The organism is Enterobacter nematophilus (assembly GCF_026344075.1).
In the GTDB taxonomy this organism is placed as follows: Bacteria; Pseudomonadota; Gammaproteobacteria; order Enterobacterales; family Enterobacteriaceae; genus Enterobacter; species Enterobacter nematophilus.
In genome coordinates this window covers 358379-383359 of record NZ_JAPKNE010000004.1, presented here as the reverse complement: position 1 = coordinate 383359, position 24981 = coordinate 358379, and the positions used below count along the sequence as shown (strand labels likewise).

The window sequence follows — 24981 nt, the reverse complement described above, 5'->3', positions numbered from 1 at the left end:
TAATTCAGCACACTACATAAGGGTGTAATTCTGATGACGCAATTAACCATGAAAGACAAAATTGGCTACGGGCTGGGTGACACCGCCTGCGGCTTCGTCTGGCAGGCCACGATGTTCCTGCTGGCCTATTTCTACACCGACGTGTTTGGACTCTCCGCGGGCATTATGGGCACGCTGTTTTTAGTCTCCCGCGTGCTCGACGCCGTGACCGACCCGCTGATGGGGCTGCTGGTGGACCGCACCCGCACGCGGCACGGCCAGTTCCGCCCGTTCCTGCTGTGGGGCGCCATCCCGTTCGGCATCGTCTGCGTGCTGACCTTCTACACGCCGGATTTCTCCGCGCAGGGCAAAATCATCTACGCCTGCGTGACCTACATTCTCCTGACTCTGGTCTACACCTTCGTTAACGTGCCGTACTGCGCCATGCCGGGCGTCATTACCGCCGACCCGAAAGAGCGCCACGCCCTGCAGTCCTGGCGCTTCTTCCTGGCGGCGGCGGGCTCGCTCGCCATCAGCGGCATCGCGCTGCCGCTGGTGAGCATCATTGGCAAAGGGGACGAGCAGGTGGGCTATTTCGGCGCCATGTGCGTGCTGGGGCTGGTTGGCGTGGTGCTGCTCTACGTCTGCTTCTTCACCACCAAAGAGCGCTACACCTTTGAGGTTCAGCCGGGCTCGTCGGTGGCGAAAGACCTTAAGCTGCTGCTGGGCAACGGCCAGTGGCGGATCATGTGCGCGTTCAAGATGATGGCGACCTGCTCCAACGTGGTGCGCGGCGGGGCGACGCTCTACTTTGTGAAATACGTGATGGATCACCCGGAGATGGCGACCCAGTTTTTACTCTACGGCAGCCTCGCCACCATGTTCGGCTCGCTCTGCTCCTCCCGCCTGCTGGGCCGCTTCGACCGCGTCACCGCCTTCAAGTGGATCATCGTCTCCTACTCGCTGATCAGCCTGCTGATTTTCTTCACCCCGGCGGAGCACATTGCGCTGATTTTCGCCCTCAACATCCTGTTCCTGTTCGTCTTTAACACCACCACGCCGCTGCAGTGGCTGATGGCCTCTGACGTGGTGGATTACGAGGAGAGCCGCAGCGGGCGCCGCCTCGACGGGCTGGTGTTCTCTACCTACCTGTTCAGCCTGAAGATTGGCCTGGCGATTGGCGGGGCGGTGGTGGGCTGGATCCTGGCGTACGTGAACTACTCCGCCAGCAGCAGCGTGCAGCCGGTTGAGGTGCTCACCACCATCAAAATTCTGTTCTGCGTGGTGCCGGTGGTGCTCTACGCGGGCATGTTCATCATGCTGTCGTTCTACAAACTCACCGACGCCCGCGTGGAGGCCATCAGCCAGCAGCTGATCAAGCACCGCGCGGCGCAGGGCGAGGCCGTTCCCGACGCCGCGACAGCCGCATCCCATTAACCGGAGGCAATATGGAAATCACTAACCCGATACTTACCGGCTTCAACCCGGACCCGTCCCTGTGCCGTCAGGGCGAGGACTACTACATCGCCACCTCGACCTTCGAGTGGTTCCCGGGCGTGCGCATCTACCACTCCCGCGACCTGAAAAACTGGTCGCTGGTCAGCACCCCGCTGGACCGCGTGTCGATGCTGGACATGAAGGGCAACCCGGACTCCGGCGGCATCTGGGCGCCGTGCCTGAGCTACGCCGACGGTAAATTCTGGCTGCTCTACACCGATGTGAAGATTGTCGATTCGCCGTGGAAAAACGGCCGCAACTTCCTCGTCACCGCGCCTTCCATCGAGGGTCCGTGGAGCGAGCCGATCCCGATGGGCAACGGCGGGTTCGACCCGTCCCTGTTCCACGACGACGATGGCCGCAAGTACTACCTATACCGCCCGTGGGGGCCTCGCCACCACAGCAACCCGCACAACACCATCGTGATGCAGGAGTTTGACCCGCAGACCGGCACCCTCTCGCCCGAGCGCAAAACCCTGTTTACCGGCACGCCGCTCTGCTACACCGAAGGCGCGCACCTGTATCGCCACGCGGGATGGTACTACCTGATGGTCGCCGAGGGCGGGACCAGCTACGAGCACGCCGTCGTGGTGCTGCGTTCAAAAAATATCGACGGGCCATACGAGCTGCACCCGGACGTGACGATGATGACCAGCTGGCATCTGCCGGAGAACCCGCTGCAAAAAAGCGGCCACGGCTCGCTGCTGCAAACCCACACCGGAGAATGGTACATGGCCTACCTCACCAGCCGTCCGCTGCGCCTGCCCGGCGTGCCGCTGCTGGCCGCCGGCGGGCGCGGCTACTGCCCGCTGGGGCGCGAGACCGGCATCGCCCGCATTGAGTGGCGCGACGGCTGGCCGTTCGTGGAAGGCGGCAAGCACGCGCAATTGACCGTGAAAGGCCCGCAGATGGCGGAGCAGCCAGCATCCATTCAGGGCAACTGGCGGGAGGACTTCGACGGCAGCACGCTTGACCCGGAACTGCAGACCCTGCGCATTCCGTTCGATGACACCCTCGGCTCGCTCAGCGCGCGCCCGGGCTATTTACGGCTCTACGGCAACGACTCGCTCAACTCGACCTTCACCCAGTCGACCGTGGCGCGACGCTGGCAGCACTTCGCCTTCCGGGCCGAGACGCGGATGCAGTTCTCGCCGGTTCACTTCCAGCAGAGCGCGGGGCTGACCTGCTACTACAACAGCAAAAACTGGAGCTACTGCTTTGTGGACTACGAGGAGGGGCAGGGGAGAACCATCAAGGTTATTCAGCTCGACCACAACGTGCCGTCATGGCCGCTGCACGAGCGGCCCATTCCGGTGCCGGAGAGTGCGCAGAGCGTCTGGCTGCGGGTGGATGTGGATACGCTGGTCTACCGCTACAGCTACTCGTTCGACGGCGAGACGTGGCACGCCGTGCCGGTAACCTATGAGGCGTGGAAGCTGTCGGACGACTACATCGGCGGGCGCGGCTTCTTCACCGGCGCGTTTGTGGGGCTGCACTGCGAGGACATCAGCGGCGACGGCTGCCACGCGGACTTCGACTACTTCACCTACGAGCCGGTATAGCCCAGCGCGCGTGAGAGCTCAAGCCCGGCCTGCTGAAGCTGCTCGCGGAAGCGGGCCAGCTCGGCATCGTCCACGCGGGAGGTCAGCGTCGACAGGCTCAAGGCGGCGATGATGCGGGATTCGTGGTTCCACACCGGCACCGCCACGCAGCGCACGCCCTGCTCGTTCTCTTCGCTGTCCAGGGCAAAACCCTGCTCGCGGGTCTGCGCCAGGGCGGCCATTAACGCTTCGCGAGAGGCGAGGGTCGCGGGTGTAAAGGTGGTGTACTGATAGCCCTCCAGCAGGGCGTTCAGCTCGGCCTCGCCCAGCCACGCAATCAACACCTTGCCGATGGCGGTGGCGTGAACCGGCAGGCGGCGGCCAATGCGCGAATAGGCGATGGCGGCCAGCTTGCCTTCAATCTTCTCGATATAGACCCCTTCACGCCCGTCCAGGATCCCCAGATGGGTGGTCTGCCCGGTCCGCCGGGACAGCTCCGTCAGCCAGCCTTTCGCCTTCTGACGAATATCGATGGAGCCCACGACGAAATGGCCGCGCTCAACCAGCTTCATGCCGAGGCGATACTTACCGTTCTCCGGGTTCTGATCGATATAGCCGTGAAGCTGCAGGGTTTTCAGCAGCGAGTGGAGGGTACTCTTGCTCAGCCCCATCAGTTTGCTGATGTCGGTGATCTTAAGCTCGGTGGCCTGCTCGTTGAACAGGTCGAGGATCTGCAACGCACGTTCAACAGACTGAATAATCGGCATAATGCTGGCATGTCCACGCTGGAATTAAGGCGAAAACGTACCTTTTTCGGGGTGAAAAATCAATGAAATGGAGCCGATGTTCTCCCTCTCCCTGTGGGAGAGGGCCGGGGTGAGGGCACCAGCGCGCAGAGGACCCAATCACTCCCCAAGCGTTGCCACCATCACCGCCTTAATCGTATGCATCCGGTTTTCCGCCTGGTCGAACACGATGCTCGCCGCCGACTCAAACACCTCGTCCGTCACTTCCATTCCGCCGTGCAGATCGAACTCTTTCGCCATCTGCTTGCCGAGCGTGGTCTGGTCGTCATGGAACGCCGGCAGACAGTGCAGGAACTTCACGTTCGGGTTGCCGGTCAGCGCCATCATCTGCGCGTTCACCTGATACCCGCGCAGCAGCGCAATCCGCTCCGCCCACTTCTCTTTGGCTTCGCCCATCGACACCCACACGTCGGTATAGATAAAGTCCGCGCCCTTCACGCCCGCCGCCACGTCTTCCGTCAGGGTGATTTTCCCGCCGTGCTTCTGGGCCAGCGCGCTGCACTCCGCCACCAGGCTCTCTTCCGGCCAGCAGGCCTTCGGGGCCACCAGGCGCAGATCCAGCCCGGTCAGCGCCGCCGCTTCCAGCATTGAGTTGCCCATGTTGTTGCGCGCGTCGCCCGCGTAGACCAGCGTCATCTCGTTAAACGCCTTGCCCGGCAGGTGCTCCTGCATGGTCAGCAGGTCCGCCAGCAGCTGGGTCGGGTGGAACTCGTTGGTCAGCCCGTTCCACACCGGCACGCCCGCATACTGCGCCAGCGTTTCGACCACTTCCTGGTCGTGGCCGCGATACTGAATGCCGTCGTACATCCGCCCGAGCACTCGCGCGGTGTCCTTAATTGACTCTTTATGCCCGATCTGGCTGCCGCTCGGCCCTAAGTAGGTGACGCGCGCGCCCTGGTCAAATGCGGCAACTTCGAAAGAGCAACGTGTACGGGTCGAGTCTTTTTCGAAGATGAGCGCGATGTTTTTACCGGTAAGCTTTTGTACTTCCTTGCCATTTTTTTTATCGGCTTTGAGCTGTGCGGCAAGGGTCAGCAGAGAAGTGAACTGTGCAGGGGTAAAGTCGAGCAGTTTCAGAAAGTGTTTCTTGTATAAATCGGACATTTTATCCTCGCATGGCGAACGCCACTTATTGAATTAAAATTCACTTTATATGTGTAATTATTCATTTGCAACCCCGTTTCACAAATCTTTCCAACAAAGGTGGAGGCAAACCCGTCCGTGTGTGAAAATAGAAGTATCTGCCGCACTTTAAAGAGGATTGAGCCATGGCAAACCCGGAATTACTGGAAGAGCAACGCGAAGAGACGCGTCTGATTATTGAAGAGCTGCTGGAAGACGGTAGCGATCCGGACGCGCTGTACACCATCGAGCACCATTTCTCTGCGGATGATTTCGACGCGCTGGAAAAAATGGCCGTGGAAGCCTTCAAGCTGGGTTACGAAGTGACCGAGCCGGAAGAGCTGGAAGTGGAAGAGGGCGACACCGTCATCTGCTGTGACATCCTGAGCGAAGGCGCGCTGAAGGCGGAGCTGATCGACGCGCAGGTAGAACAGCTGATGAACCTGGCCGAGAAGTTTGACGTGGAGTACGACGGCTGGGGAACCTACTTCGAAGATCCGAACGGTGAAGACGGCGAAGAAGGCGACGACGAAGATTACGTCGACGAAGACGACGACGGCGTGCGTCACTAAGCGTTTCAGGCGGTGGCGCGCGCCACCGCTTTTTCAAGGCAGAACCATGGATTACCCGCAGATACTCGCCCCCGTACTCAACTTCCTCCAGTGCCCGACCCCGCAAGCATGGATTGATAAAGCCCGCGACCCGGCGAACCTGCCGCTGCTGCTCACCGACCACATGGTGTGCGAGCTCAAGGCCGCCCAGACCGCGCTGCTGCTGGTGCGTAAATACGTCGCCGACGAAAGCGGTGCCGACGCCCTGCTCGACTGGCTCAAGCCCTACGAACAGTTCACCTTCCGCGACGGCCCGGAGCCGGACTTCATCGCCCTGCACAAGCAGATTGGCAAAAGCGTAATGCCCAAAACCGACGACCCGTGGGGCCAGGCGCTCATCGACAGCATGGTGCTGCTGATTAAAGAGGAGCTGCACCACTTCTGGCAGGTCCGTGAGGCGATGCTGGCCCGCGACATTCCGTACGTCAAAATCACCGCCAGCCGCTACGCCAAAGGGATGCTGAAGGAAGTGCGCACCCACGAACCGCTGACGCTGATCGACAAGCTCATCTGCGGCGCCTACATCGAAGCCCGCTCCTGCGAACGCTTCGCCGCGCTGGCCCCGTTCCTCGACGACGATCTGCAGAAGTTCTATCTCTCGCTGCTGCGCTCGGAAGCGCGCCACTATCAGGACTACCTGACGCTGGCCCAGCAGGTGAGCGACGACGATATCTCACCGCGCATACAGCATTTTGGCGAAATTGAAGCCACACTTATCTCGACACCGGACAACGAGTTTCGCTTCCACAGCGGCGTGCCGGTGTAAACCGGCATAACGCAAGGATAAGGATGCGAGATGAAAAAAACGTGGATCAGTACGGTCATTGTTGTTGTCGCGGCTGCCGCCGTGGCGTTCTGGGTCTTCTTCGACAGGCAGCGCGCTCCGGAAGCGCAAATTGATACTGCCCTTAACGCGATGCCCGCCTGGCAGGTGATTAAGGAGCAAGAGCCTGTGCTGCACCAGCGCATTCTTGACCAGATGGCCGCCCTGCAAAAGGCCGGCGAGCCGGAGCAGCAGATTATCGACACCATCCAGCCGCAGATCCTGCATTTGCAGATGTCGCGCCTGCAAAACGCCCCGGACGCCAACGTGGTGAACTACATGACCATCAATATGGAGCAGACCGCCGCCATCCAGAAGGTGAGCGACGACGCCTGCTTCCGCTTCCTCTACCCGACGGTAAAGGGCGGCGTAAACCCGATGCGCATGCTGGATAAAGACCTGATGACGCGGCGCATGCAGGCCGACGCCGACATGATGCGCGCGGCCTACGGCAAAAACCGCCACACCGTGACCCCGGCCGAACGCGAGGCGGCTGTCGAGGATGTGCGACCGATTATGAAGGCGCTTGCCGATAAGTACGGCGAGGATATCCAGCTGCTGCAGATGCCGGAGAAGGCGGCGGGCAAAGAGAAGCTCTCCTGCGATATGGTGCAGGAGATGTGGGCGAAGGTGCTGGCGCTGCCGGAGCAGAAGGCTGCGGGGGTGATTCGGCTGGCGGTGTCTGAGCTGGACTGAAGGTAGCGCTGGTTTTTTGGGCACTTAGCGCGGGTTTCGCGCGTCGTCGCTTGCATGGCGGCGCGCGACAGGTATAATCCACAACGTTTCCGCATCCCCTTCAGTGCCGAAGTGGCGAAATCGGTAGACGCAGTTGATTCAAAATCAACCGTAGAAATACGTGCCGGTTCGAGTCCGGCCTTCGGCACCAAAAGATGCAAATCAAAGTCGCTTAAGAGCGGCTTTTTTTTGTGTCTGAAATCAGCGCCACATAAGGCTATCCGCTATATTCCTTTCACCAGACGTTAATCTGAGTCAATACACATCAAGCCGCTTGTGAGGACAGAACTGTAGTGGTCAACAAGTATTTCGATCTGCTCAAGTGTCATGGGTGAAGTTATGGGTGATTTGCCCGCTCGCTCTTCTTTCAACTGGCGGGCCCACTTATCCATCATGGATTTGCCGACATTCATTGCAGTGGCAGCAGCGGCAACGGTGTAATGCTGATCGAGTACAAGCTGGGCAGCTTCAAGGCGAAACTCAGGGCTAAAATTGCGTCTGTTACGTCCGGTCATAATGTCACCTATTTTTGACTATGAGGCGATGATATCACCTCTACTCAGGTGGCCAAATTCACTATGCAACTACAAACTGACTCCTTTTGATGAACTCTATCGGCGGCGGTTGTTAACTTTGTTATAATCTGCACATCGTATTGCTTGGATAATCAGCACTGGCTTTGGCATGCAAAATGCTACTCGGCTACTATTGTTCTTTCGCTTTAACCATTTGGGAAGCGATTGTATCGAGAATCTGGTGCTATGCCTTTAAAGCATGCGTACAGCAGCAAGTGGGCAGAGTTAACACACTAGAATTGATTTAGATGACCGATTTTACTATAAAATGACCAACAAGAGTGTGCTACATAAGTTGTCGCTATCTTCTGTAAGAAGATGAATATTATGATAATAGTGTTAAATAAGGAATGGGTGGCGTGAGCAAACTATGGCAAATCCCCGATACATGGCTCTGGACAACAATGGGGAATGTTGCTGAGGTTGTTGGTGGAGGGACTCCAAGCACCAAAAACCCGAAAAATTTTGAGGGCTCTATTCCTTGGATCACGCCTGCTGATTTGTCTGGGTACTCCGAAAAACATATTTCTGGTGGAGTTCGATCAATTTCAAAGCTGGGGTTTGAAGAGTCGGGAGCTCGTTGGCTACCTAAAGGAACAGTGCTGTTCAGCTCCCGAGCTCCCATTGGTTATGTTGCGATAGCATCTAGACCAGTTACTACAAATCAAGGTTTCAAGAGTTTCATTCCAGCACAAGGAGTACTCTCTGATTACGTTTACTATTGGCTTACGTTAGCTAAAAGTCATGCAGAAAGCTTAGCGAGCGGGACAACTTTTTTAGAGTTATCTGGAGCAAAAGCTGCGTTAATTCCGTTTCCTCTTGCTCCCACTGCCGAGCAAGCCCGTATTGTAGAAAAAATTGAAGAATTACTCACCGTTCTTGATGCCGGAGTCGAGGAGCTTAAAACTGCGCGTAAGAAGCTTCTCCAATACCGCCAATCCCTACTAAATGTTGCTGCTAATGGAGGGCTTACAGAAAAATGGCGAGAAAATCATAGAATTGAAAAAAACGGAGTTCAGTTAGTTCATGATGTTCTGAATGAACGTCGTTCTCATTGGGAGGGCGGTAAACTAGCCAAAATTACTGAGCAAGGTAAGAAACCAATTAAAGGTTGGCAGAAAGAATCTCCGGACTTTTTACGACCCGGTATGGCTAATCTGTCGCAACTACCAAGTGCTTGGGAATGGGCAAATGTGCAGCAGATTGTATCCGATGAACGGCACAGTCTTGCTATAGGACCATTTGGTAGCAATCTTAAAGTATCTGATTATCGTGACTTCGGTGTACCGTTGGTTTTTGTACGTAATATTCGTTCGGGTAATTATGGTGGCGAGTTCACTAAATTTATATCGCAGGACAAAGCAAAAGAATTGAATGCGCATAGTGTGGTTGCAGGCGATGTCTTGGTCACAAAAATGGGAGAACCTCCGGGAGATGCTGACGTATATCCAGACAGTCAACCTCTCGCAGTTATTACTGCGGACTGCATAAAAATTCGCTGTAATGAAGCACTTATGAATCCATTTTTCTTAAAGATTGTGCTTAACTCGAACATCGGGAAGCGACAAATAGGGCCAATGACTCAAGGAGTTGCTCAAAAAAAAGTAAGTCTTGGTCGTTTTAGCAATCTAACAATTCCGGTACCACCTGTCGATGAGCAAAAAATGATTGTGAGAATGATTGGAGAAGCTGAGAACAATATTCGTGCACAATTGGCTTCCATTGATCTTTCGCTTCAACAATGTTCCGCCCAGCGAAAAAATATTCTGCGAACTGCATTCTCTGGCCAGCTAACACCACAAGATCCTAGAGACGAAAGTGTCCATTTATTAATGGAACGCATATTTACTCAGAAAAACTCACAAAAAAAAGTGATTAAGTCACGGAAAAATAAGATGAAAAAGGAGGTGGCCACTGTGGGAATGAAATTAGTTGATGTGTTGAGCGAGGCCGGGGATTGGTTGACAGCTCAAGAGGCATTCCATCGTTGTGGTGTTGCGGATCATGCTAGCACCGCGGAAATCGAGGTGTTATATGCTGAGTTACGGACATTAGATAAGAGTAATCGCTTGTCGGTCGAGCCAGTAGTGGATTCACAAGGGCGAAAAATTACTGATCGAATAAAATTAGTGGGCTAATTCATGCGCTTAGATAAGCTTATTTTAGGTAGTAGTAAAGATAGTCCTACTCATCAGTTCAAGAATCTGAAAAATATCACAATCGATTTCAATCAGGACCATTGGGTTACAGTTGTGATTGGCTGGAATGGAACTGGAAAATCAAATGTGTTGGAAGCATTAGCTATTATTTTCCGTGATTTGATAGCTAGAAAACGAAAGCCGCTTTTTGCCTTTCAGTTAGCGTATCGGATGGGTAGTGGTAGTGGAATGAGACATATTTTTATAAATGCTGACCCAGATCGAATAAAAGAACCTTACATTATTCATGTGGCAACTGATGATGAAGTAAAAGGTAAATATGACGCGATAGATCCCCCTGATAATGATAAGACCATACAAGCTCTATGTGGTAAAAAGCTTAGACTAACGGCATTTTTGAATGCTGATACTGAGTATTTACCACGCTATGTTTTTAGCTATTACTCAGGTGAAAGCACTCGAATGCATGAGGTTTTCCGCCCTTACTTGGAAAGTTACGATAGCAAATTACGTAAAGGCGAGGATCCAGGCTTAAAACGATTGTTTTATGCCATGCCCGTGCATAGCCAGTTCGTTCTATTAGCATTTTTGATACAACAATCTGAAAGTGTTAGAGTTTTTTTAGATGAACATCTAGGGCTCGACTCTAATGAAGGTATTGAGTCCGTGCTATTCGTATTGCGTCAACCACCATGGAAGTCTAACGCAACTGATAGCGATGCTCGATTTTGGAATGCGCGCGGAGTTGTGCGGGATTTCTTGTCACGCCTAAATGATATTGCATTAGCACCAATTGAAATCTCAAGACGGATACCAGTCTCACTATGGAACGAAAAAACACTACAATTCAAATACTTGTATGTAAAAGATATTAACGCGTTACGTAGTCTTGTCGGCGATCAGGCTCCCGCACAGTTCTTTAGAGACTTAGAAAGCACCTACGTTTCGGAACTGATCGAAGAGGTTAAAATTCGGGTCCGCCTTAAAAAAAATGATGGCAGTGTAACTTTTCGCGAGCTGAGTGAGGGGGAGCAGCAGTTATTAACAGTACTAGGCTTGCTCCGTTTTACTGCTGAGGATGAAAGTCTTTTTTTACTTGATGAGCCCGATACACATCTGAATCCTCGATGGAGTGTACAATATTTAAACTACCTGAGGTCGTTTATTGGACAAAATGACACTGGAGATAATAACAGTCATATTGTACTGACAACTCATAACCCACTTGCTATTGCTGAACTAGTTAGGGAGCAGGTCCAAATATTGTATCGCGAATTCGGCAGCGGTGCCGTACGCGCGGAAAATCCAGCAGTCGATCCAAAAGGAATGGGGTTTGCTGGAATTGTTACCAGCGATATGTTCGGCTTGGGTAGCAGTCTGGATAAGGCAACCAATAATGATCTTCTGGAATTGCATCGACTTTCTACACAGAAGGATCCTCTCAATGACGCAGAGCGTGAGCATTTAAGAGATATTCGTCAACGCCTTGAAGGTCTTGACTTTAATTTTGCTTCAAGGGATCGGCTCGAACAAGAATTTCTTCGTGCCCGCTTTGATCTCTCTTCAGATTCTATTACTAATGAAGCAATTCTTACTCCTGAGAACAAGCAAAAAGCTATGGAGGTTTTAGTGCAAAGCTTGCTTCGTAATTTGCAGGATGATAAATAATGATTTTCATACATATTCCTACTCCTCCTAACCTACCTACACACTGGAATAAAATTTATTTAGGAAGAATCGCAAAAGTTCGAGAGTTAACCACCCAAGAGCTTCGTTCTACATATATTAAAAGCCATGGTAGTTGGGGGAGATTAAAGAAATGGCTATCAATGTTGAGCTGCGATAAATGCTGGTATTGTGAAGCGAAGAGCACGAGAGCCCCCTTCGATGTCGACCATTTTCGTCCAAAATTAGGCATTACAATCGATAGAGTGGGTTTAACTGGGCATGATGGTTACTATTGGTTGGCTTACGAATGGTGGAATTTTCGGCTTTCATGCCAGCGGTGTAATCGTCCCGAAAAAAGTGAAGCAGGAACGAACTACGGTAAATCTAATGAATTCCCGATTCAGGATGAAGCACAACGTTGCTCATTACCTGAGCAAGACTTAAATCGAGAATTTCCAAAACTTTTAGATCCTTGTGTACAAGCTGATACAGAGCTACTAGCGCATGGTATTGATGGTGAGGTGAAGCCAACTGCTTCACTTGGAACATGGGAATTTCAAAGAGCTCGTTATACAATTGATCTACTTGGTTTTAATGAATGGAATACTCCAGAAATTAAAAGAAACGCTTGGCGTGTACTGGATGATTTAATTCGTTGTGCTGGCAATCAGCCTGCAGTCATATCACATTTGCAAGAACATCTATCAACAAATCATGAATACGCAGGTTTTTTTCGAGCTGCCATTGGCACACATCGAGATAAGCCTTGGGTTGAGGGGCTTTTATGAACGCAAACACACTTGTTCAGAAACTTTGGAGCTTTTGTAATACTCTGCGCGATGATGGCGTAGGGTATGGCGATTATTTAGAGCAGTTAACTTATCTCCTTTTTTTGAAACTAGCATACGAATACTCGCAAAAACCTTATCGTCAGGACACGAAAATCCCCAAAGGCTATGACTGGAGCAGCCTTAGTAGTAAAACTGGCGAGCATTTAGAGGCCCATTATCTAGCCATCCTGCACAAGTTGGGCCATGAACCGGGTATGCTGGGTGCAATCTTTTACAAAGCTCAGAATAAGATCCAAGATCCAGCTAAGCTTTCTCGTTTAGTCCAGCTCATTAATGCTGAAAGCTGGATTAACTTAGATACTGATACAAAGGGAGAGCTTTATGAAGGTTTGCTACAAAAAAATGCAGAGGATACTAAAAGTGGCGCTGGTCAGTATTTTACTCCACGCGCGATCATTCAAGCAATGGTTGCTTGTATACAACCTGAACCGTTGAAAACAATTGCAGATCCTGCTTGCGGTACTGGCGGGTTTTTCTTAGTTGCAAACGAATGGTTATCAGGTTCGGGTAACTGGTTGAAAGAAAATACCAACTGGTTGCAGCGTGATGTGCCTAAACTTAATAAAAAACAAGCACAGTTTTTGCGAGAAAGGACCTTTTATGGGAATGAGATAGTCCCAAGCACACGACGTATGTGTCTGATGAATCTTTTTTTACACAACATTGGAGAATTATACGCTGAACCAGCTATAGATCGATCTGATGCTTTGATTTCAGAACCAAAAATTAAGGTCGATTATGTTTTAGCTAATCCGCCATTTGGAAAAAAGAGCAGTTTGACCATCACTAATGATGAAGGGGAAGAAGAGCGTGATGCGTTAACATACGAGCGCCAAGACTTTTTGGAAACAACTTCAAACAAACAGCTTAACTTTCTGCAACACATAATGAGTATGTTAAAGATAGATGGAAAAGCTGCGGTTGTCTTGCCGGATAATGTATTATTTGAAGGTGGGGCTGGTGAAAAAATCCGTCGTAAGTTAATGCAAAACTGCGATGTTCACACAATATTACGGCTTCCTACTGGCATCTTTTACGCACAGGGAGTGAAAGCTAACGTAGTTTTCTTTGATTCCAAGCCGAGAGATGGGCAAGTTCATACAAAAGGCATCTGGTTCTATGATTTGCGCACTAACAAGCATTTCACTTTAAAGACACATACTCTAAAGTTACATGATTTGCAGGAATTCGTAATCTCCTATAACCCTAAAAATCGTCTCGAACGACAAGAAAACGCACGTTTTAAATACTTTACTTATGAAGAGTTGGTTGCGCGCGATAAAGCTAATCTTGATATCTTTTGGTTAAAAGATGATAGTTTAGATAGCCTGGATGATATGCCACCGCCGGACGTGCTACAACATGAGATAATCGAGCATCTAGAAGCTGCATTAAGTTCATTTCGTATGGTAGCTAGTAATCTTCCAGCTAGTGAAAATTAAGTAAGTATGTTTGGTATTAAAAAAGCTAGGCAAAGATGAGGGGGAACTGGTATATTAGTGGCTACATATTTTAGAACCGATTTAGCTAAAATTTAACCTGTCCATTTACAATATTAAGGCCTTCTCACACAATGAAGGCCTTATGTATCATGCATGTGATAGTTAAATTTGGCTACATTATTGTAATTACGATTTCTTAAAATCCAATAAATCTGCTTTAGAGGCTCGGTTTCCTTAGACTGCTTTAGTATATAGCCAATATATTGCTTCATTAACTTCTTGAGAATATTCTCGGTTAATTCTCCGGGAAGTGGCAGACTTTGCTGGTATAATATTAGTCAACTACAACTGGCCATCATTTTAAAATTCCTCCAGTAACGTTTTTCCGATTCGTTTGGTGGTATCCTACCATTATAATCGTATGACCTGATCGATCTGGAATATTACGCCGGCTAGCTTGCTGCGCGTTTTATCATTATATTTTCAGCGCTTTCATATTGAGTCTGCTGATTGTAAGAATGACATAGCCTAGCCCACTGGCTTTCTCGTGAAAAGTCCGAGAAAAACGGCGAGGTATGCCCAACTTTTGTCTGTTCAGATACGTCATTGTCATTAATCGTGTGCTCAATTTGGCCGGATAGTTGCATTCCACTACCGCCAGATGTTTGGTAATACGACGTATCGGGGTCAATACTCGTCTCTGAAAGAAGTTATGGGTTAGTCAGTAAATAGAAAAGCTAATAATGGGATAATGGGCTAAACTTTGATGCTTCTTTTTATAGTGAAAAATGACTTGCTTTACCTTTTTTACCTGTAATCCTGAGCGTGTTGGTAGTTCAGGAGCAACAATATTGGAAATTTGAAAGTATGAATAAAGCAGAAATTCTGGATAATAATGATTGGATTGAAACCAATATCAATGATTTTGCGCAAAGAGTTAAGGGAATCATTCGGGATAGTTATCCTCCATTACGTTGCCTCGCTTGTGAAAGACCGGTGCATGATAGTGGACTGGTAACACCTAACCCCAATTATCGCCCCAGGTTTTCGCATTCTACTCCTCCAGAGAATGGAGAGTTTTGCCCACTAAGTGCTGAAACACGCCGTTTTAGTGGTTTTTCTGGGAATGACAGTACTGCAACTACAGAGCAAGCCAGAACTCGTCGTGCTCAATTTATGGCCTTCGATAGTCTGTGTAAGGCTTGGATTGTTTGTCGCTCATTACGAGGAGGAAAAGGAAAGCTTGATCAAAAGTCGTTTATTCGATTGGTCAGGACAGCTGATAGCTTTGGGATCTGGCGCTATAGCTATCTCCCAGAATGGGGCATCCCTCTTCTTTTAATGCTGATGGACAATCATCCAACACCTAATGGTAAATCTGCATTTTTTTATTGTCTTAAGAAAGATAGGGCCCGCCGGGACGTTGAATGGTGAAATCTCAATGTTAGGCTGGAGGCTCATTGGGTTAGTAACGGTAAAATTATTGTTCCAAATCTTGAAAGACCAGCTTCGTTCCTGCTGGAGATCCCATTCAAAGAGGATGTAGTAAATGAAATTTTGAGGAAAGAGGATCTTTCGTGGTGTTCGAGGGATGTACTTAGAAACTTGAATGCCTTTAGTATCAGTGAAATACATTAAAATACCCCTTAAGATGTAATGAGAGATAAGAATGGAATTTGAATTGAAAGATTTATTGACTCCGATAGCTTCACTTCTAGCTGTCTGGCTTACTGCCAGGTTTACGCTTAACCGCGAAATTCGTAAGAAAGAGCTTGAGATCCGTATAGACCGGCTGGAGAAGCTCTCTGCTGAATGTGACGAGGTCTTATCACAACTTATCAACTATGCAGGTGGCATTAGTGGGCTTGTTCAGTCTCGGCTCTTAGAAGTTACTCAGGCTGATTCAAATGCCTGGATTCCTGTTCAAGTATTTACCGAAGATAAGGACCTACTAGATGACAGCAAATGGGCTCCAGATAAGGAAAAAGGACGAAGATGCGAACACGGCTTACGCTTCCACCATTATCATGAATGGCAAAAATGGGAAGCTATTGTTACGAAGCTGCAAAACGATATTTATGATTTTTTTATGATTACACGTGCTGGTGATATTGTTAAAGATTTAAAGGATCAGTGCAGAACACAAGAAGATTGTGAGGTATTCGTTCGACAGCTAAGCAAATGGCAAAAAGATGCTGATACACTTCGAAAACAGCTGCTTGACAAAATGTCCAGCGATTTTTATGAGTTGACCAAATCGAAGACAAACACATTTTTTCGACGGAATTTTTTACGTTAATATTTAACTAAATTTGGGAAATAAATATTTTAAACATCAGGATATCAATGGAATTTCATGTGCCATTAAATACTTTATGAAGTGAGCAAAAACAAGCTTAAGTAGTTCAAGAAGACTATAGTCTGGACTGCCAAAAAAATCGCCTATAACATAGCCCGTTAGACTACATATGGAGATGTAAGCATGAGCACCAGAAGAGAGATTAAGGATGGGGCACTCTTTGACGTTCTCGACAGAGGAATAGTCTACACCGAGGCGTTAGGCTGGCTTGATATGGGACATGCCCGTGGCAATGACGTGGCGGCGCTCAAACGTCAATTCGTTGAAGGAGAGCGTAGCGGTAAGCCATCTTATTCCGTCATGTATCGGCAAGATATGGGCGTCTTAAAATTCAAATCACGGCTCGGCGTCGGGAAGTTCTCTCATTGGGAAATTAAGCGTGGCCGGAGCACAGAAGACATTAACAGAATCATGCTGGCGATGATGATGAACACCGCATCCAGATTTGAAGGCCTGCAAAGTCTGCGATCATTCTCCTGGTATACGGACAGCGGCTTTAGCGGTGAGGATCTAGTTTCTGACCTGTTCGGTTTCTATCGGGCAATTATTCCAGGTCGGTACGGCTACCGTCTCAAACCCGTGAGCTATGAATCAGCCGTTCGCCGCTGGGATTACTACGGCGCTATCGGTTCCCATAAAAACCATGGCTTTCGCCCGATTCTCTTTCCTGATCCACAGGACCCGTGTGTGCGGCATCAGCCGTACACGGTCAATCTTCCGCATTTTATGACCTGGCTCAGGCCGTGGGATGATTTTGCATCCGAAGTGGTGAAGGTCATTACAAACGATGGGACATCGCTCTCGTTCATGGGAGCTAAGCTATGACAATGCTTTTAAAAATCCTGAAGTGGTGTGCACTCTCGGTCGCCACCGTCTTTATTCTCGGATGGCTGTTTGTCTGGCTCGTGGCATCGGGTTCTGATGAAGCGACTGTTTACACAGAAAATGACTTTTTCCACTACCACACGCTGACTGACAAGGATATTGAAAACGCCCCGCGTATCACGCACGATTACTATTTCGAGGCGCATCCAGGCGATGGTTATCCCCCTTCAAATAGCATCTTTTTTAAAGGGGCCACTGGTGCAGCACCGTTGCGCGTGTATCTCGAAACGCTGGGATACACGAAGGAAAAGCGTCGCCTGGGGGATAAGGAAATTTGGTCAAAACCCGATCAGTTAAAAGGGGACATTTTCTATTTGTACTTTAATGCCGCTACGGGTGAAGTTGAGCTGACCAAGGTGATGAATTACTGAACTCACTTACTCCATGTCGATTAGCACCGCCTGATGATCAAGCGGCGTTTTTTCGTAATATCCCGTTCAGCCATGTCTCATCCCTGTCCGGGCGGTTATCCTGAGTCGCCCAAAGCAAAGATATCTCTATTCCCGGAACCGCCCTCAGCAACACCCGCAACCCCTCTTCATCCAGATCCGTAAACCGTCTTTCACCCTGCACGCGCTCACCATTGCCATACTTAAACGACACGTACCAGACTCCGCTAGGCTTAAGCGCATCCGCAAGCTTCTGCATCACTGCAGGCAACTCAGAAGAGGGGACATGCAGCAAAGAGGCACAGCACCAGATCCCATCGTACTGCGCTTTACAGTCGATCTCTGAAAACGTCGTCAGCTTCACGGGTAACCCGGTATGTTGCCTTGCCAGCTCCACCATCGCGGAAGAGGCATCAAAAGCATCCACCTGATAACCCATCTCATGAAAGGCTTTTGCGTCCCGGCCTGAACCGCAACCCGCATCCAGAACCCGTGCAACGTGTGGCAGATGTTGGGTGAAGGCCTCGTATAGCGGGGTCATATCGACATTGACTGTGCCATCGAAGAAATCCTGCGCGTGGTTTTGATAGTAGTGAAATGTCATTAAAACGTTGCCTCGCCTTCCGCGTTGGGTTTCCAGGTATGGATAAGTTTGTTCAGCGCGGCCTGCCAGTTACGCTGAAGAAAGCTTTTCCGTGCTTCAGGACGTTGCCCTGTCTGTAGAACAATCGTCTCATGTAAGGGCAGTTTGCTCTGAATAAAATACTCATTGCGGGTGTGTAACCGCTGCAGGAGCCTGAGCTCGGGAATGCGTGCCGACTTGCCTTCAACGCCACGGTTACAACATCGACAGGCCAGCACTAAGTTCCATACCCCGTTAATATTGCTCACTTCATGGCGTGCAGACCAGGGAATAAAGTGGTCGACGTCCGCCAGTTCTGCGTCTCCCGGTACCAGGCTGATGGGCTTGAAGCAGTAAAAACACCGTCCTTTCTGGTACCCATTCAGGCTGTCGCGGCAGCTGGTGATGTCTACGCGCCGCGCGTTCACCCTCGTGAACAACAGCTGATTATCTTCATCGAACTCCACGCCCACAAGGTTACGCGAAATCCCCATCGACCAGGCCTGTTCCACCAGGTTCCAGCGGGCATTGGTTTCAAAGGCGAGGTTTTTATACTGCAGGCGTTCGCCCAGTGAATAGAAGTTATCCGTCAGGCGGATCCCGTTGTGGGTTTTGCGCTCATCAAGGAAAAAACGTTTATCGATCTCACCCTGGTTCACGTAGTGAAAGGCATCAATCACGTTGTTAAAGCCCAGGCGCACCGTCGCTTCAATGAGCTGGGCGTGGGTGATTTCACCTCGGTTGAACTTCAGACAGGTTTCCAGAAATTGGCTGCTGCGGGAGGTGATCTGTTTTGGCGCATGCTTCAGATGCTCGCAAAGATAGTGGCTGAACGGTACGGCAAGCTGGTCGAGCGTAATCAAATCGCTGCCCGTCTTATCCACTTCATACAACGCCGACGCCAGCGCAAATTTGTAAGATGCGACGTTCCTTCCAAAGAGGATCACACCACGCCAGTAGTTCTCAAGCGTCGGATCGGCCTGATAAAATTCCATCGATGAAGTCCTGTTACGGTTGGCTGGGCAGGGCGTTACTAAAGCCTGTAACAGGATCACATAACAAAATCAGAGTGATGTAAATCGTTAATCTATCGGTTTGATGAATTTTTGAGAGATATGTGAGAAAGGTGTGGAGGCAACCGATGCGGCATTAGCGCCAGATTTGCGAACGAACAGATATCTGGAGGAGGTGAGTTGAAGTGATTTCCAGCCGAAGCGTTGTCATCTCTCGAATTAAAACCCTATTTCCTGAATCCCCCTCGCACATTCCAAATTTACCCCACCCAAAACCGCTGTATTTATATTCAGCCCTGTATAATGGTCACCAGAAATTACGCCGTACGGCAAAGGAAGTATCAAGGAATATTTAAAGAGAGAACTCGCGATATGAAGGTGCTGCAACACCCCCATACCGCTAACCACAACCAACTTGATAGGAGTTGTATATGGCTGCGACGAATTTTAAGCCAGAGTTTACTGTTTGCAAAACAGAATCAGACGCTTTCTCCGGCATGATTGAAAACCGCGAGCTGGTACGCAAAAACAGCGCCCGCCGCCTTCATGGCAACCAGCCCAACGCGGCACCCATTCACCCCCGCGCAGAAACGCCGCAGGACAGTGCCGCCTGCTGCGAACTCTATGCTCGCATAGACATGAAATATCTTCTGCTAGGCGGCGAGTGGTTAACCCGTGCGGGCTTTATAAACGGCATGCCCGTAAAAATCCGCGCCATGAAAGACTGCATTGTGATCACTCCACAACATACAAGAGAATTATGGGGATGCCTGGAAGGTATGAGTGTGGTGAATATAAATAAAAAGAAAGTCGCGCAGTGGTTGAAGACGTTTCCGGGAGCGCTGAATGATACCGGTGATATACCGGCTGTTAAGCGTGGAACAGGGAAGGCGATGTCGGAGTAATCGTGCTTCCCATCTAATGTAACCCTTAAGTAATAAAACGGGCATATCATCCCATGCCCGTTGTAAGTAAAAATCACTCGTGCTTTACCTGCTTTTTCACAGCTTTAACCAGCACAGCATGAAGTTCGCCGACGGTTAAATCGCGTATAACAGGTTCGGGTATGCCACGTACCCAGCGCATAAACCGACAGATGCCAAAAAAGTCTATACCTTCACCCGTAAACAGATACTCATTCTCTGCGAGAGAGAACGTTGTCATATAGCCATCTTCTTCCTTGGCAAGCTGAACGCCAAACGCTTCTTCGCAGTCTTCCAGTAGGTCTTCGCCGTCCATACCGCAAATATGCAAATCGGCCTCAATCAACGTATTGCTATCGATAGGTTTACGATGCTCACCTGAGGAGTTTCGAACAACCTCAATGACTTGTGAGATAGTGGGTTCCATCATGATGCTCTCCTTTAAAGCGATGGAAATATTCACCAGCGCTTCCTGACTGTGCTCCGCTTGGTCGGACCGGCAGGCACAAAGTTACCTCGGCCCGAGAAATATTAAAGTCAGTTCAGGCTATCGCCATATGATTCCAGGCATCTCTGTAAACGATATTCCCGTCACAGTGTTTCCAGGTGATTGCCTCATATCTTAGCTCGAGCGTCTCTGTATGCGTTCCTGTTCCAGAATTCGGGAACAGATTTGGCGTGATACCCGTGATTTTTACATTCTCCAGGATAATGTTGAAATATTCTCTCTCGATTCCTGCATCATCAATTTGATACATTTTGATCGTAGCCGATTTTAGCGTTTGGTTTTCACACAGTGCCCTGATTAGAACCGGTGTTGTTTTATCAAACTCTTTCTGGACGGCAATTGGTGTATGTACACGGGTACCTGTTAGTCGGCCTGTATTTCCACTCACAGGAATGGTGAGGTGATGAGCGACCGCCTTTAATTCAATAGCGCCTAACCTACCGGACACCATGGAACCTCCTACGACTGGTGAGCCATTAGCATCGGTTAACCAAAGATATGCTGGATTTGACATGATTATTCCTCATCTATATTTAAAAAAGAAGGTAGGCGTAACATCGCCACGACCCATATGAATAAGCCAATGATTTTCAGCGGCCATGGTTCAAGGACTGCTATACAAGCAAATGCACCGATGATAAGTAAGGGACCTGATAACACATCCAGGATCCCGCCAAAAAGGTATATCTTTCCTGGCAGTAATTTATTCATTACCAATGAAATAATGTAAGCGCTTATGGTAATGATGCAAAAGGCGATTGTTTTATCATGCCAGGTTTCGAATTCTACCCAGCAAAGGATATAGGCTAAAACTAAATATGAGCAAAGCAGCAGATTTATAATTGGGATAATAAATTTACTCATACGCGCCTTCCGTAGTGTGTGCAGTTAATTTTTCATTAACTTTCTTCATGATCTGAATAAATACAGGTTTTCCTTCTGAATAACCTGCATGGATGGCATCTACGAAAGGCTGAACGGCATCAGCGAACAGAAAATAAAGCAGGTCATAGTCTCTGGACCTCAGAAGTTGATATACCTCTGGGGCTTCGGCTTTGAGTCTTTCAGACGTTCTGATTGAGCGTTCAGCCATCCCCCCAAACAAAAGGAGTGTGCTCAGTGCCGTGATTGGGTTGCCTTTCCCTTTAAAAACAATAAACGTGAAGGACGTTCTTTCAATAACATGCTTCGCGATAGTTGATGCAATAATATTTGTTGATACTCTGCCTGCAATTGAAGTCATTACAGATCTGTATATTTTATCCTGCTCCGCTTCCGTTAAATATCTGTTGAATTCTTTAAGTATAACTTTGACGGCGCTGACAATATTCTCGTAATTCAAAATGTCATTTTTTATGGCAGTAATCATTCGTATGCGTTGAGTTTCACGAGCATATCTGGTATCCGTGTCAAAGATTCCATAAACCAGATATCCATAATCTAGCGGTACAGATAACCCTCCATTTATAAGCCCAGTAACTGTATCAGGAGAAGCGATAATGTTGCATAATCTCCGGGCTATATCTTCTACATCAGCCATAATAATCCTTTAAATGCGCAATAAAGGATTTATCAATGTAATATTAATGTGATTGAAGCAATTTATCTTATCTAAATAAGGAATTAAGAATTGTTAGAGGTATCAATTTCATCTTTAATGAGATAATCAGCGGCTTCGTGCCAATCCCACGCACTCCACCGCTAAATCTACTTTAACTAAACACCGGCACCCCCAACCCCACCTTCACCTCCCTCAACGTCTCCTGCGTCACTCCCTGCGCCCGTTCGGTCCCGCGCTTCAGCATCGCCATTAGCTCTCCCTTGTCCTGCATATACATCGCCCTCCGCTCCCGCATCGGCGCAATCAGTTCCTGCAAACACGCCTCCAGCTCGTTCTTACATACCCGGTCACCCAGCCCGCCCGCCTGATAGTGCGCCTTCATCGCCGCCACTTTCTCTTTGTCCGGATGAAACGCGTCGAGATACGTAAACACCACGTTCCCCTCAATCTGCCCCGGGTCGCTCACCTTCAGATGGTTCGGGTCGGTGTACATGGCGCTGACCGCACGGTAAATGGTCTCTTCGCTGGCCGAAAGGTGCAGCGTGTTGCCCAGCGATTTCGACATCTTGGCGCAGCCGTCGATGCCGGGCAGGCGGCTGGTGTCGCTCAGCATCGCCTTGCAGTGGCGCAGCACCGGGGCGGGCAGCAGGCTGTTCATCTTGTGCACAATCTCGTTGGTCTGCTCAATCATCGGCAGCTGGTCGTCGCCGACGGGCACGCACTCGGCCTTAAATGCGGTGATGTCCGCCGCCTGGCTGATGGGGTAGGCCATAAACCCGACCGGCAGCGAGCGGGCGAAGCCCTTCTGCGCAATCTCGTTTTTCACCGTCGGGTTACGCTCCACGCGGGCGACGGTGACGATGTTCATATACAGCATCGTCAGCTCGGCGAGGGCGGGCAGGGCGGACTGCAGGCAGATCGTGGTCAGGTTCGGGTCGATGCCGGCGGCGAGATAGTCGGCCAGCACTTCGGGGATGTTGTCGCGGATCTTCTGCGGGTTGCTGCCGTTGTCGGTTAGCCCCTGCAGGTCGGCAATCAGTACAAACTGGTTGTGCGTCTGCTGGAGCGCCACGCGCTGGCGTAGCGATCCGACGAAATGACCGAGGTGCAGCGGGCCGGTTGGGCGGTCGCCGGTGAGGATGGTTGGTGCGTTCATAAAGACTCCTTAACGTTGTAATGCCGAAAGGGGTCTTAGATGTGTGAAAGCCGCCTTTCGGCGGCTATCTGAAAATGGGGAAAACTACTCCGTGCCGCCTTTAAGAAGGCAGCCACCAGCGGTTTACGGTGAGCACGGCGTGGTTTATGTTCATCTCTTTACCGTACCACGTCCGGCGCGAAAAACAAAAGGGCACGTCATGCTGCAATCTCTCAACCACCTGACCCTTGCGGTCAGCGACCTGCAAAAAAGCGTCACCTTCTGGCACGAGCTGCTGGGGCTGGCGCTGCACGCCCGCTGGAATACCGGGGCCTATCTTACCTGCGGCGATCTGTGGGTCTGCCTGTCGTACGACGAGGCGCGCCAGTATGTGCCGCCGCAGGAGAGCGACTATACCCACTACGCCTTTACCGTGGCGGAAGAGGATTTTGAATCGTTCTCGCACAGGCTTGAGCAGGCGGGCGTCACCGTCTGGAAGCAGAACAAAAGCGAGGGGGCGTCGTTCTATTTTCTCGACCCGGACGGCCACAAGCTGGAGCTGCACGTGGGCAGCCTCGCCGCGCGGCTGGCGGCGTGCCGCGAGAAGCCCTACGCGGGCATGGTGTTTACCTCAGACGAGGCTTGAGGCGCGCACCTTCAGCCTGCCCGCCAGCGTCACGTGCGTGGCGGCATCTTCCTGATTGCACAGGTACTCCACCGCCAGCCGTCCCAGCTCGCTGTAGGGCAGCTGGATACTGGTCAGCGGCGGGGTGAGCTGCTCGGAAATCTTCTGGTCGTCGTAGCCCGCGAGCAGCATGTCCTGCGGAATGCGAACGCCGTTCACCGCCAGCGCCTGATAGCAGCCAATCGCCAGCCAGTCGCTGGCGCAGAAGATAGCGTCCGGGCGCTCGGCCAGTTCCAGCAGGGAAGTGGTCGCGGTAAAGGACTCGCTGAACTGCCAGTTGGTCTGGCGCACGAGACTGTCGTCGCACGCCAGTCCGGCTTGCTGTAATGCCGCCCGGTAGCCCGCCAGACGCTGGCGCGAGGCCTCCATCCAGCTCTCCCCGGTGATGTGGGCGATGCGCGTGGCCCCGCAGGCGATGAGGTGTTTAGTCACCTGGAAGGCGTTGGCGTAGTCGTCCGGGATAAACGACGGCAGCAGCGGCGAGCCGGGGTCGCGCTGGTTGAGCAGCACCAGCGGGATGCGGGTGCAGTCCTGGAACGCCGTCATGTCCACCAGCGTGGTGACCGGAGAGGCGAGAATAATCCCTATGCAGTTGCGCTTCTCCAGCTGGCGGATGATGTTCAGCGCCAGCTCGATGTCGTCGCCGTAGTCGTAGACGGTGAGCAGGGTCTCGTTGCGCCACGCCGCTTCCCGCGCCTGGCTGATGGCGTCGATAAAAGGGTCGAAGCTCTGCATGGAGCTCACCAGCAGGGCGATCTCCTCCTGGTTGCGCGGGGCGTGAACGGCGGGGAGGCGGTCGTAGCCGAGCTCGGTGGCCACGTTAATCACACGCTGGCGGGTGTCGTCGCTGAGCTTGATGTTGCGGGACTGGTTAAGCACCAGCGATACCGTCGCCTGCGACACGCCCGCCGCCCGCGCAATATCGTTCATCGTCACTTTCGTTTTTCGCTTCATCCGTCCTCTCCCTTTCGCGACTTCGCATCATACCCTAACCGCACGCTTTAGCGCCGTCGATCACGTTTCTCATTCATCGAAGCGCGAACTTTGTGAGAGCCGTCGCTTTTCGGAGCGCCGTGATTTGCGCATTTATCC

Annotated in this window: 26 protein-coding genes, 1 tRNA gene and 1 pseudogene; 16 read left to right on the top strand and 12 right to left on the bottom strand. The window is 50.7% G+C overall.

Features of this window, described 5'->3' with window-relative positions:
• The first annotated feature begins 33 nt into the window (after positions 1-33).
• Together OSH03_RS14375 and OSH03_RS14370 are read left to right on the top strand one after the other, a co-directional pair.
• Positions 34-1416: an MFS transporter gene (locus tag OSH03_RS14375; protein WP_266179401.1), complete on the top strand. Its 1383-nt coding sequence runs from the start codon at positions 34-36 to the stop codon at positions 1414-1416.
• A gap of 11 nt (positions 1417-1427) precedes the next feature.
• Entirely contained in the window at positions 1428-3038 is a 1611-nt protein-coding gene (locus tag OSH03_RS14370; protein ID WP_266179400.1) for a glycoside hydrolase family 43 protein, read from the top strand.
• Here the strand turns inward: OSH03_RS14370 and xynR are convergent.
• The 3 genes from xynR to argL form a co-directional block, all read right to left on the bottom strand.
• On the bottom strand, positions 3023-3784 hold the full coding sequence (xynR, locus tag OSH03_RS14365; protein ID WP_266179399.1) for a DNA-binding transcriptional repressor XynR: 762 nt from the start codon (positions 3782-3784) through the stop codon (positions 3023-3025). The two genes, OSH03_RS14370 and xynR, sit on opposite strands and share 16 nt — an antisense overlap.
• A gap of 138 nt (positions 3785-3922) precedes the next feature.
• Positions 3923-4927 (bottom strand): ornithine carbamoyltransferase, encoded by a 1005-nt coding sequence (gene argF / locus OSH03_RS14360; protein WP_266179398.1) that lies wholly within the window; start codon positions 4925-4927, stop codon positions 3923-3925.
• Positions 4897-4992: a putative translational regulatory protein ArgL gene (gene argL, locus OSH03_RS14355; RefSeq protein WP_213328991.1), complete on the bottom strand. Its 96-nt coding sequence runs from the start codon at positions 4990-4992 to the stop codon at positions 4897-4899. The genes argF and argL overlap by 31 nt, the downstream gene beginning before the upstream one ends.
• A 99-nt stretch (positions 4993-5091) precedes the next feature.
• Between argL and rraB the strand changes: the two genes are divergently transcribed.
• The 4 genes from rraB (at position 5092) to OSH03_RS14335 (ending at position 7265) form a co-directional block, all read left to right on the top strand.
• On the top strand, positions 5092-5517 hold the full coding sequence (gene rraB, locus OSH03_RS14350) for a ribonuclease E inhibitor RraB (RefSeq protein ID WP_008501374.1): 426 nt from the start codon (positions 5092-5094) through the stop codon (positions 5515-5517).
• Between the two features lie 46 nt (positions 5518-5563).
• Positions 5564-6322 carry a tRNA isopentenyl-2-thiomethyl-A-37 hydroxylase MiaE gene (miaE, locus tag OSH03_RS14345; RefSeq protein ID WP_048225408.1) on the top strand — a complete coding sequence of 253 codons (759 nt, stop codon included), beginning with the start codon at positions 5564-5566 and terminating at the stop codon, positions 6320-6322.
• A gap of 30 nt (positions 6323-6352) precedes the next feature.
• Positions 6353-7075: a topoisomerase II gene (locus tag OSH03_RS14340; RefSeq protein ID WP_266179397.1), complete on the top strand. Its 723-nt coding sequence runs from the start codon at positions 6353-6355 to the stop codon at positions 7073-7075.
• A 105-nt stretch (positions 7076-7180) separates the two neighbouring features.
• Positions 7181-7265: transfer RNA gene (locus OSH03_RS14335), tRNA-Leu, on the top strand.
• Positions 7266-7419: 154 nt separating this feature from the next.
• On the opposite strand, the pseudogene OSH03_RS14330 reads toward OSH03_RS14335, so the two are convergent.
• Positions 7420-7629, bottom strand: a pseudogene (locus OSH03_RS14330) (transposase); the annotation flags it as partial.
• A gap of 419 nt (positions 7630-8048) precedes the next feature.
• Between OSH03_RS14330 and OSH03_RS14325 the strand changes: the two are divergent.
• From OSH03_RS14325 to OSH03_RS14290, 8 genes are all read left to right on the top strand, one after another.
• Positions 8049-9827 carry a restriction endonuclease subunit S gene (locus OSH03_RS14325; RefSeq protein WP_266179396.1) on the top strand — a complete coding sequence of 593 codons (1779 nt, stop codon included), beginning with the start codon at positions 8049-8051 and terminating at the stop codon, positions 9825-9827.
• Between the two features lie 3 nt (positions 9828-9830).
• Positions 9831-11516 carry an AAA family ATPase gene (locus OSH03_RS14320; protein ID WP_266179395.1) on the top strand — a complete coding sequence of 562 codons (1686 nt, stop codon included), beginning with the start codon at positions 9831-9833 and terminating at the stop codon, positions 11514-11516.
• A complete protein-coding gene (locus OSH03_RS14315) occupies positions 11516-12304 on the top strand; it encodes an HNH endonuclease family protein (protein WP_266179394.1) in 789 nt (262 codons plus the stop codon). Before OSH03_RS14320 ends, OSH03_RS14315 begins: the two co-directional genes overlap by 1 nt.
• On the top strand, positions 12301-13809 hold the full coding sequence (locus OSH03_RS14310) for a class I SAM-dependent DNA methyltransferase (protein ID WP_266179393.1): 1509 nt from the start codon (positions 12301-12303) through the stop codon (positions 13807-13809). Before OSH03_RS14315 ends, OSH03_RS14310 begins: the two co-directional genes overlap by 4 nt.
• A gap of 867 nt (positions 13810-14676) precedes the next feature.
• A complete protein-coding gene (locus OSH03_RS14305) occupies positions 14677-15243 on the top strand; it encodes a hypothetical protein (RefSeq protein WP_266179392.1) in 567 nt (188 codons plus the stop codon).
• Positions 15244-15478: 235 nt separating this feature from the next.
• Positions 15479-16108, top strand: coding sequence for a hypothetical protein (locus OSH03_RS14300; protein ID WP_266179391.1), 630 nt, complete (start codon positions 15479-15481; stop codon positions 16106-16108).
• A 183-nt stretch (positions 16109-16291) separates the two neighbouring features.
• The gene (locus OSH03_RS14295) at positions 16292-16993 is read left to right on the top strand and encodes a hypothetical protein (protein WP_266179390.1); all 702 of its coding nucleotides are present in this window, start codon (positions 16292-16294) and stop codon (positions 16991-16993) included.
• A complete protein-coding gene (locus tag OSH03_RS14290) occupies positions 16990-17424 on the top strand; it encodes a hypothetical protein (RefSeq protein ID WP_266179389.1) in 435 nt (144 codons plus the stop codon). The genes OSH03_RS14295 and OSH03_RS14290 overlap by 4 nt, the downstream gene beginning before the upstream one ends.
• A 37-nt stretch (positions 17425-17461) precedes the next feature.
• Here the strand turns inward: OSH03_RS14290 and OSH03_RS14285 are convergent, their stop codons facing one another.
• A complete protein-coding gene (locus OSH03_RS14285) occupies positions 17462-18046 on the bottom strand; it encodes a class I SAM-dependent methyltransferase (RefSeq protein WP_266179388.1) in 585 nt (194 codons plus the stop codon).
• Positions 18046-19059, bottom strand: coding sequence for an HNH endonuclease (locus tag OSH03_RS14280; RefSeq protein WP_266179387.1), 1014 nt, complete (start codon positions 19057-19059; stop codon positions 18046-18048). Before OSH03_RS14280 ends, OSH03_RS14285 begins: the two co-directional genes overlap by 1 nt.
• 449 nt (positions 19060-19508) lie before the next feature.
• On the opposite strand from OSH03_RS14280, the gene OSH03_RS14275 reads away from it, so the two are divergent.
• A complete protein-coding gene (locus OSH03_RS14275) occupies positions 19509-19982 on the top strand; it encodes a SymE family type I addiction module toxin (protein WP_266179386.1) in 474 nt (157 codons plus the stop codon).
• A gap of 73 nt (positions 19983-20055) precedes the next feature.
• On the opposite strand, the gene OSH03_RS14270 is transcribed toward OSH03_RS14275, so the two are convergent.
• The 5 genes from OSH03_RS14270 to trpS form a co-directional block, all read right to left on the bottom strand.
• A complete protein-coding gene (locus OSH03_RS14270; RefSeq protein WP_266179414.1) occupies positions 20056-20427 on the bottom strand; it encodes a hypothetical protein in 372 nt (123 codons plus the stop codon).
• Positions 20428-20542: 115 nt separating this feature from the next.
• The gene (locus tag OSH03_RS14265; RefSeq protein WP_266179385.1) at positions 20543-21022 is read right to left on the bottom strand and encodes an Hcp family type VI secretion system effector; all 480 of its coding nucleotides are present in this window, start codon (positions 21020-21022) and stop codon (positions 20543-20545) included.
• Positions 21023-21024: 2 nt separating this feature from the next.
• The gene (locus OSH03_RS14260) at positions 21025-21372 is read right to left on the bottom strand and encodes a hypothetical protein (protein WP_266179384.1); all 348 of its coding nucleotides are present in this window, start codon (positions 21370-21372) and stop codon (positions 21025-21027) included.
• Positions 21365-22048 (bottom strand): hypothetical protein, encoded by a 684-nt coding sequence (locus OSH03_RS14255; protein WP_266179383.1) that lies wholly within the window; start codon positions 22046-22048, stop codon positions 21365-21367. Before OSH03_RS14255 ends, OSH03_RS14260 begins: the two co-directional genes overlap by 8 nt.
• Before the next feature lie 172 nt (positions 22049-22220).
• A complete protein-coding gene (gene trpS, locus OSH03_RS14250) occupies positions 22221-23225 on the bottom strand; it encodes a tryptophan--tRNA ligase (RefSeq protein ID WP_266179382.1) in 1005 nt (334 codons plus the stop codon).
• Between the two features lie 199 nt (positions 23226-23424).
• On the opposite strand from trpS, the gene fosA reads away from it, so the two are divergent.
• Positions 23425-23850, top strand: a complete 426-nt coding sequence (fosA, locus tag OSH03_RS14245) for a FosA/FosA2 family fosfomycin resistance glutathione transferase (RefSeq protein WP_266179381.1) — start codon at positions 23425-23427, stop codon at positions 23848-23850.
• On the opposite strand, the gene OSH03_RS14240 is transcribed toward fosA, so the two are convergent.
• Complete coding sequence (locus OSH03_RS14240) at positions 23836-24843, bottom strand: LacI family DNA-binding transcriptional regulator (protein WP_266179380.1); 1008 nt, start codon at positions 24841-24843, stop codon at positions 23836-23838. The genes fosA and OSH03_RS14240 overlap by 15 nt on opposite strands.
• Positions 24844-24981 lie beyond the last annotated feature (138 nt).

Bases quoted from the DNA above. Each gene is read 5' to 3' on its own strand.
- OSH03_RS14270 (WP_266179414.1), bottom strand. From the start codon at position 20,427: ATGGAACCCACTATCTCACAAGTCATTGAGGTTGTTCGAAACTCCTCA.
- OSH03_RS14310 (WP_266179393.1), top strand. From the start codon at position 12,301: ATGAACGCAAACACACTTGTTCAGAAACTTTGGAGCTTTTGTAATACT.
- rraB (WP_008501374.1), top strand. From the start codon at position 5,092: ATGGCAAACCCGGAATTACTGGAAGAGCAACGCGAAGAGACGCGTCTG.
- OSH03_RS14375 (WP_266179401.1), top strand. From the start codon at position 34: ATGACGCAATTAACCATGAAAGACAAAATTGGCTACGGGCTGGGTGAC.
- OSH03_RS14295 (WP_266179390.1), top strand. From the start codon at position 16,292: ATGAGCACCAGAAGAGAGATTAAGGATGGGGCACTCTTTGACGTTCTC.
- fosA (WP_266179381.1), top strand. From the start codon at position 23,425: ATGCTGCAATCTCTCAACCACCTGACCCTTGCGGTCAGCGACCTGCAA.
- OSH03_RS14315 (WP_266179394.1), top strand. From the start codon at position 11,516: ATGATTTTCATACATATTCCTACTCCTCCTAACCTACCTACACACTGG.
- xynR (WP_266179399.1), bottom strand. From the start codon at position 3,784: ATGCCGATTATTCAGTCTGTTGAACGTGCGTTGCAGATCCTCGACCTG.
- OSH03_RS14285 (WP_266179388.1), bottom strand. From the start codon at position 18,046: ATGACATTTCACTACTATCAAAACCACGCGCAGGATTTCTTCGATGGC.
- OSH03_RS14255 (WP_266179383.1), bottom strand. From the start codon at position 22,048: ATGGCTGATGTAGAAGATATAGCCCGGAGATTATGCAACATTATCGCT.
- OSH03_RS14340 (WP_266179397.1), top strand. From the start codon at position 6,353: ATGAAAAAAACGTGGATCAGTACGGTCATTGTTGTTGTCGCGGCTGCC.
- OSH03_RS14280 (WP_266179387.1), bottom strand. From the start codon at position 19,059: ATGGAATTTTATCAGGCCGATCCGACGCTTGAGAACTACTGGCGTGGT.
- OSH03_RS14320 (WP_266179395.1), top strand. From the start codon at position 9,831: ATGCGCTTAGATAAGCTTATTTTAGGTAGTAGTAAAGATAGTCCTACT.
- trpS (WP_266179382.1), bottom strand. From the start codon at position 23,225: ATGAACGCACCAACCATCCTCACCGGCGACCGCCCAACCGGCCCGCTG.
- OSH03_RS14260 (WP_266179384.1), bottom strand. From the start codon at position 21,372: ATGAGTAAATTTATTATCCCAATTATAAATCTGCTGCTTTGCTCATAT.
- OSH03_RS14265 (WP_266179385.1), bottom strand. From the start codon at position 21,022: ATGTCAAATCCAGCATATCTTTGGTTAACCGATGCTAATGGCTCACCA.
- OSH03_RS14305 (WP_266179392.1), top strand. From the start codon at position 14,677: ATGAATAAAGCAGAAATTCTGGATAATAATGATTGGATTGAAACCAAT.
- OSH03_RS14275 (WP_266179386.1), top strand. From the start codon at position 19,509: ATGGCTGCGACGAATTTTAAGCCAGAGTTTACTGTTTGCAAAACAGAA.
- OSH03_RS14370 (WP_266179400.1), top strand. From the start codon at position 1,428: ATGGAAATCACTAACCCGATACTTACCGGCTTCAACCCGGACCCGTCC.
- OSH03_RS14240 (WP_266179380.1), bottom strand. From the start codon at position 24,843: ATGAAGCGAAAAACGAAAGTGACGATGAACGATATTGCGCGGGCGGCG.
- OSH03_RS14290 (WP_266179389.1), top strand. From the start codon at position 16,990: ATGACAATGCTTTTAAAAATCCTGAAGTGGTGTGCACTCTCGGTCGCC.
- OSH03_RS14300 (WP_266179391.1), top strand. From the start codon at position 15,479: ATGGAATTTGAATTGAAAGATTTATTGACTCCGATAGCTTCACTTCTA.
- miaE (WP_048225408.1), top strand. From the start codon at position 5,564: ATGGATTACCCGCAGATACTCGCCCCCGTACTCAACTTCCTCCAGTGC.
- argL (WP_213328991.1), bottom strand. From the start codon at position 4,992: ATGAATAATTACACATATAAAGTGAATTTTAATTCAATAAGTGGCGTT.
- argF (WP_266179398.1), bottom strand. From the start codon at position 4,927: ATGTCCGATTTATACAAGAAACACTTTCTGAAACTGCTCGACTTTACC.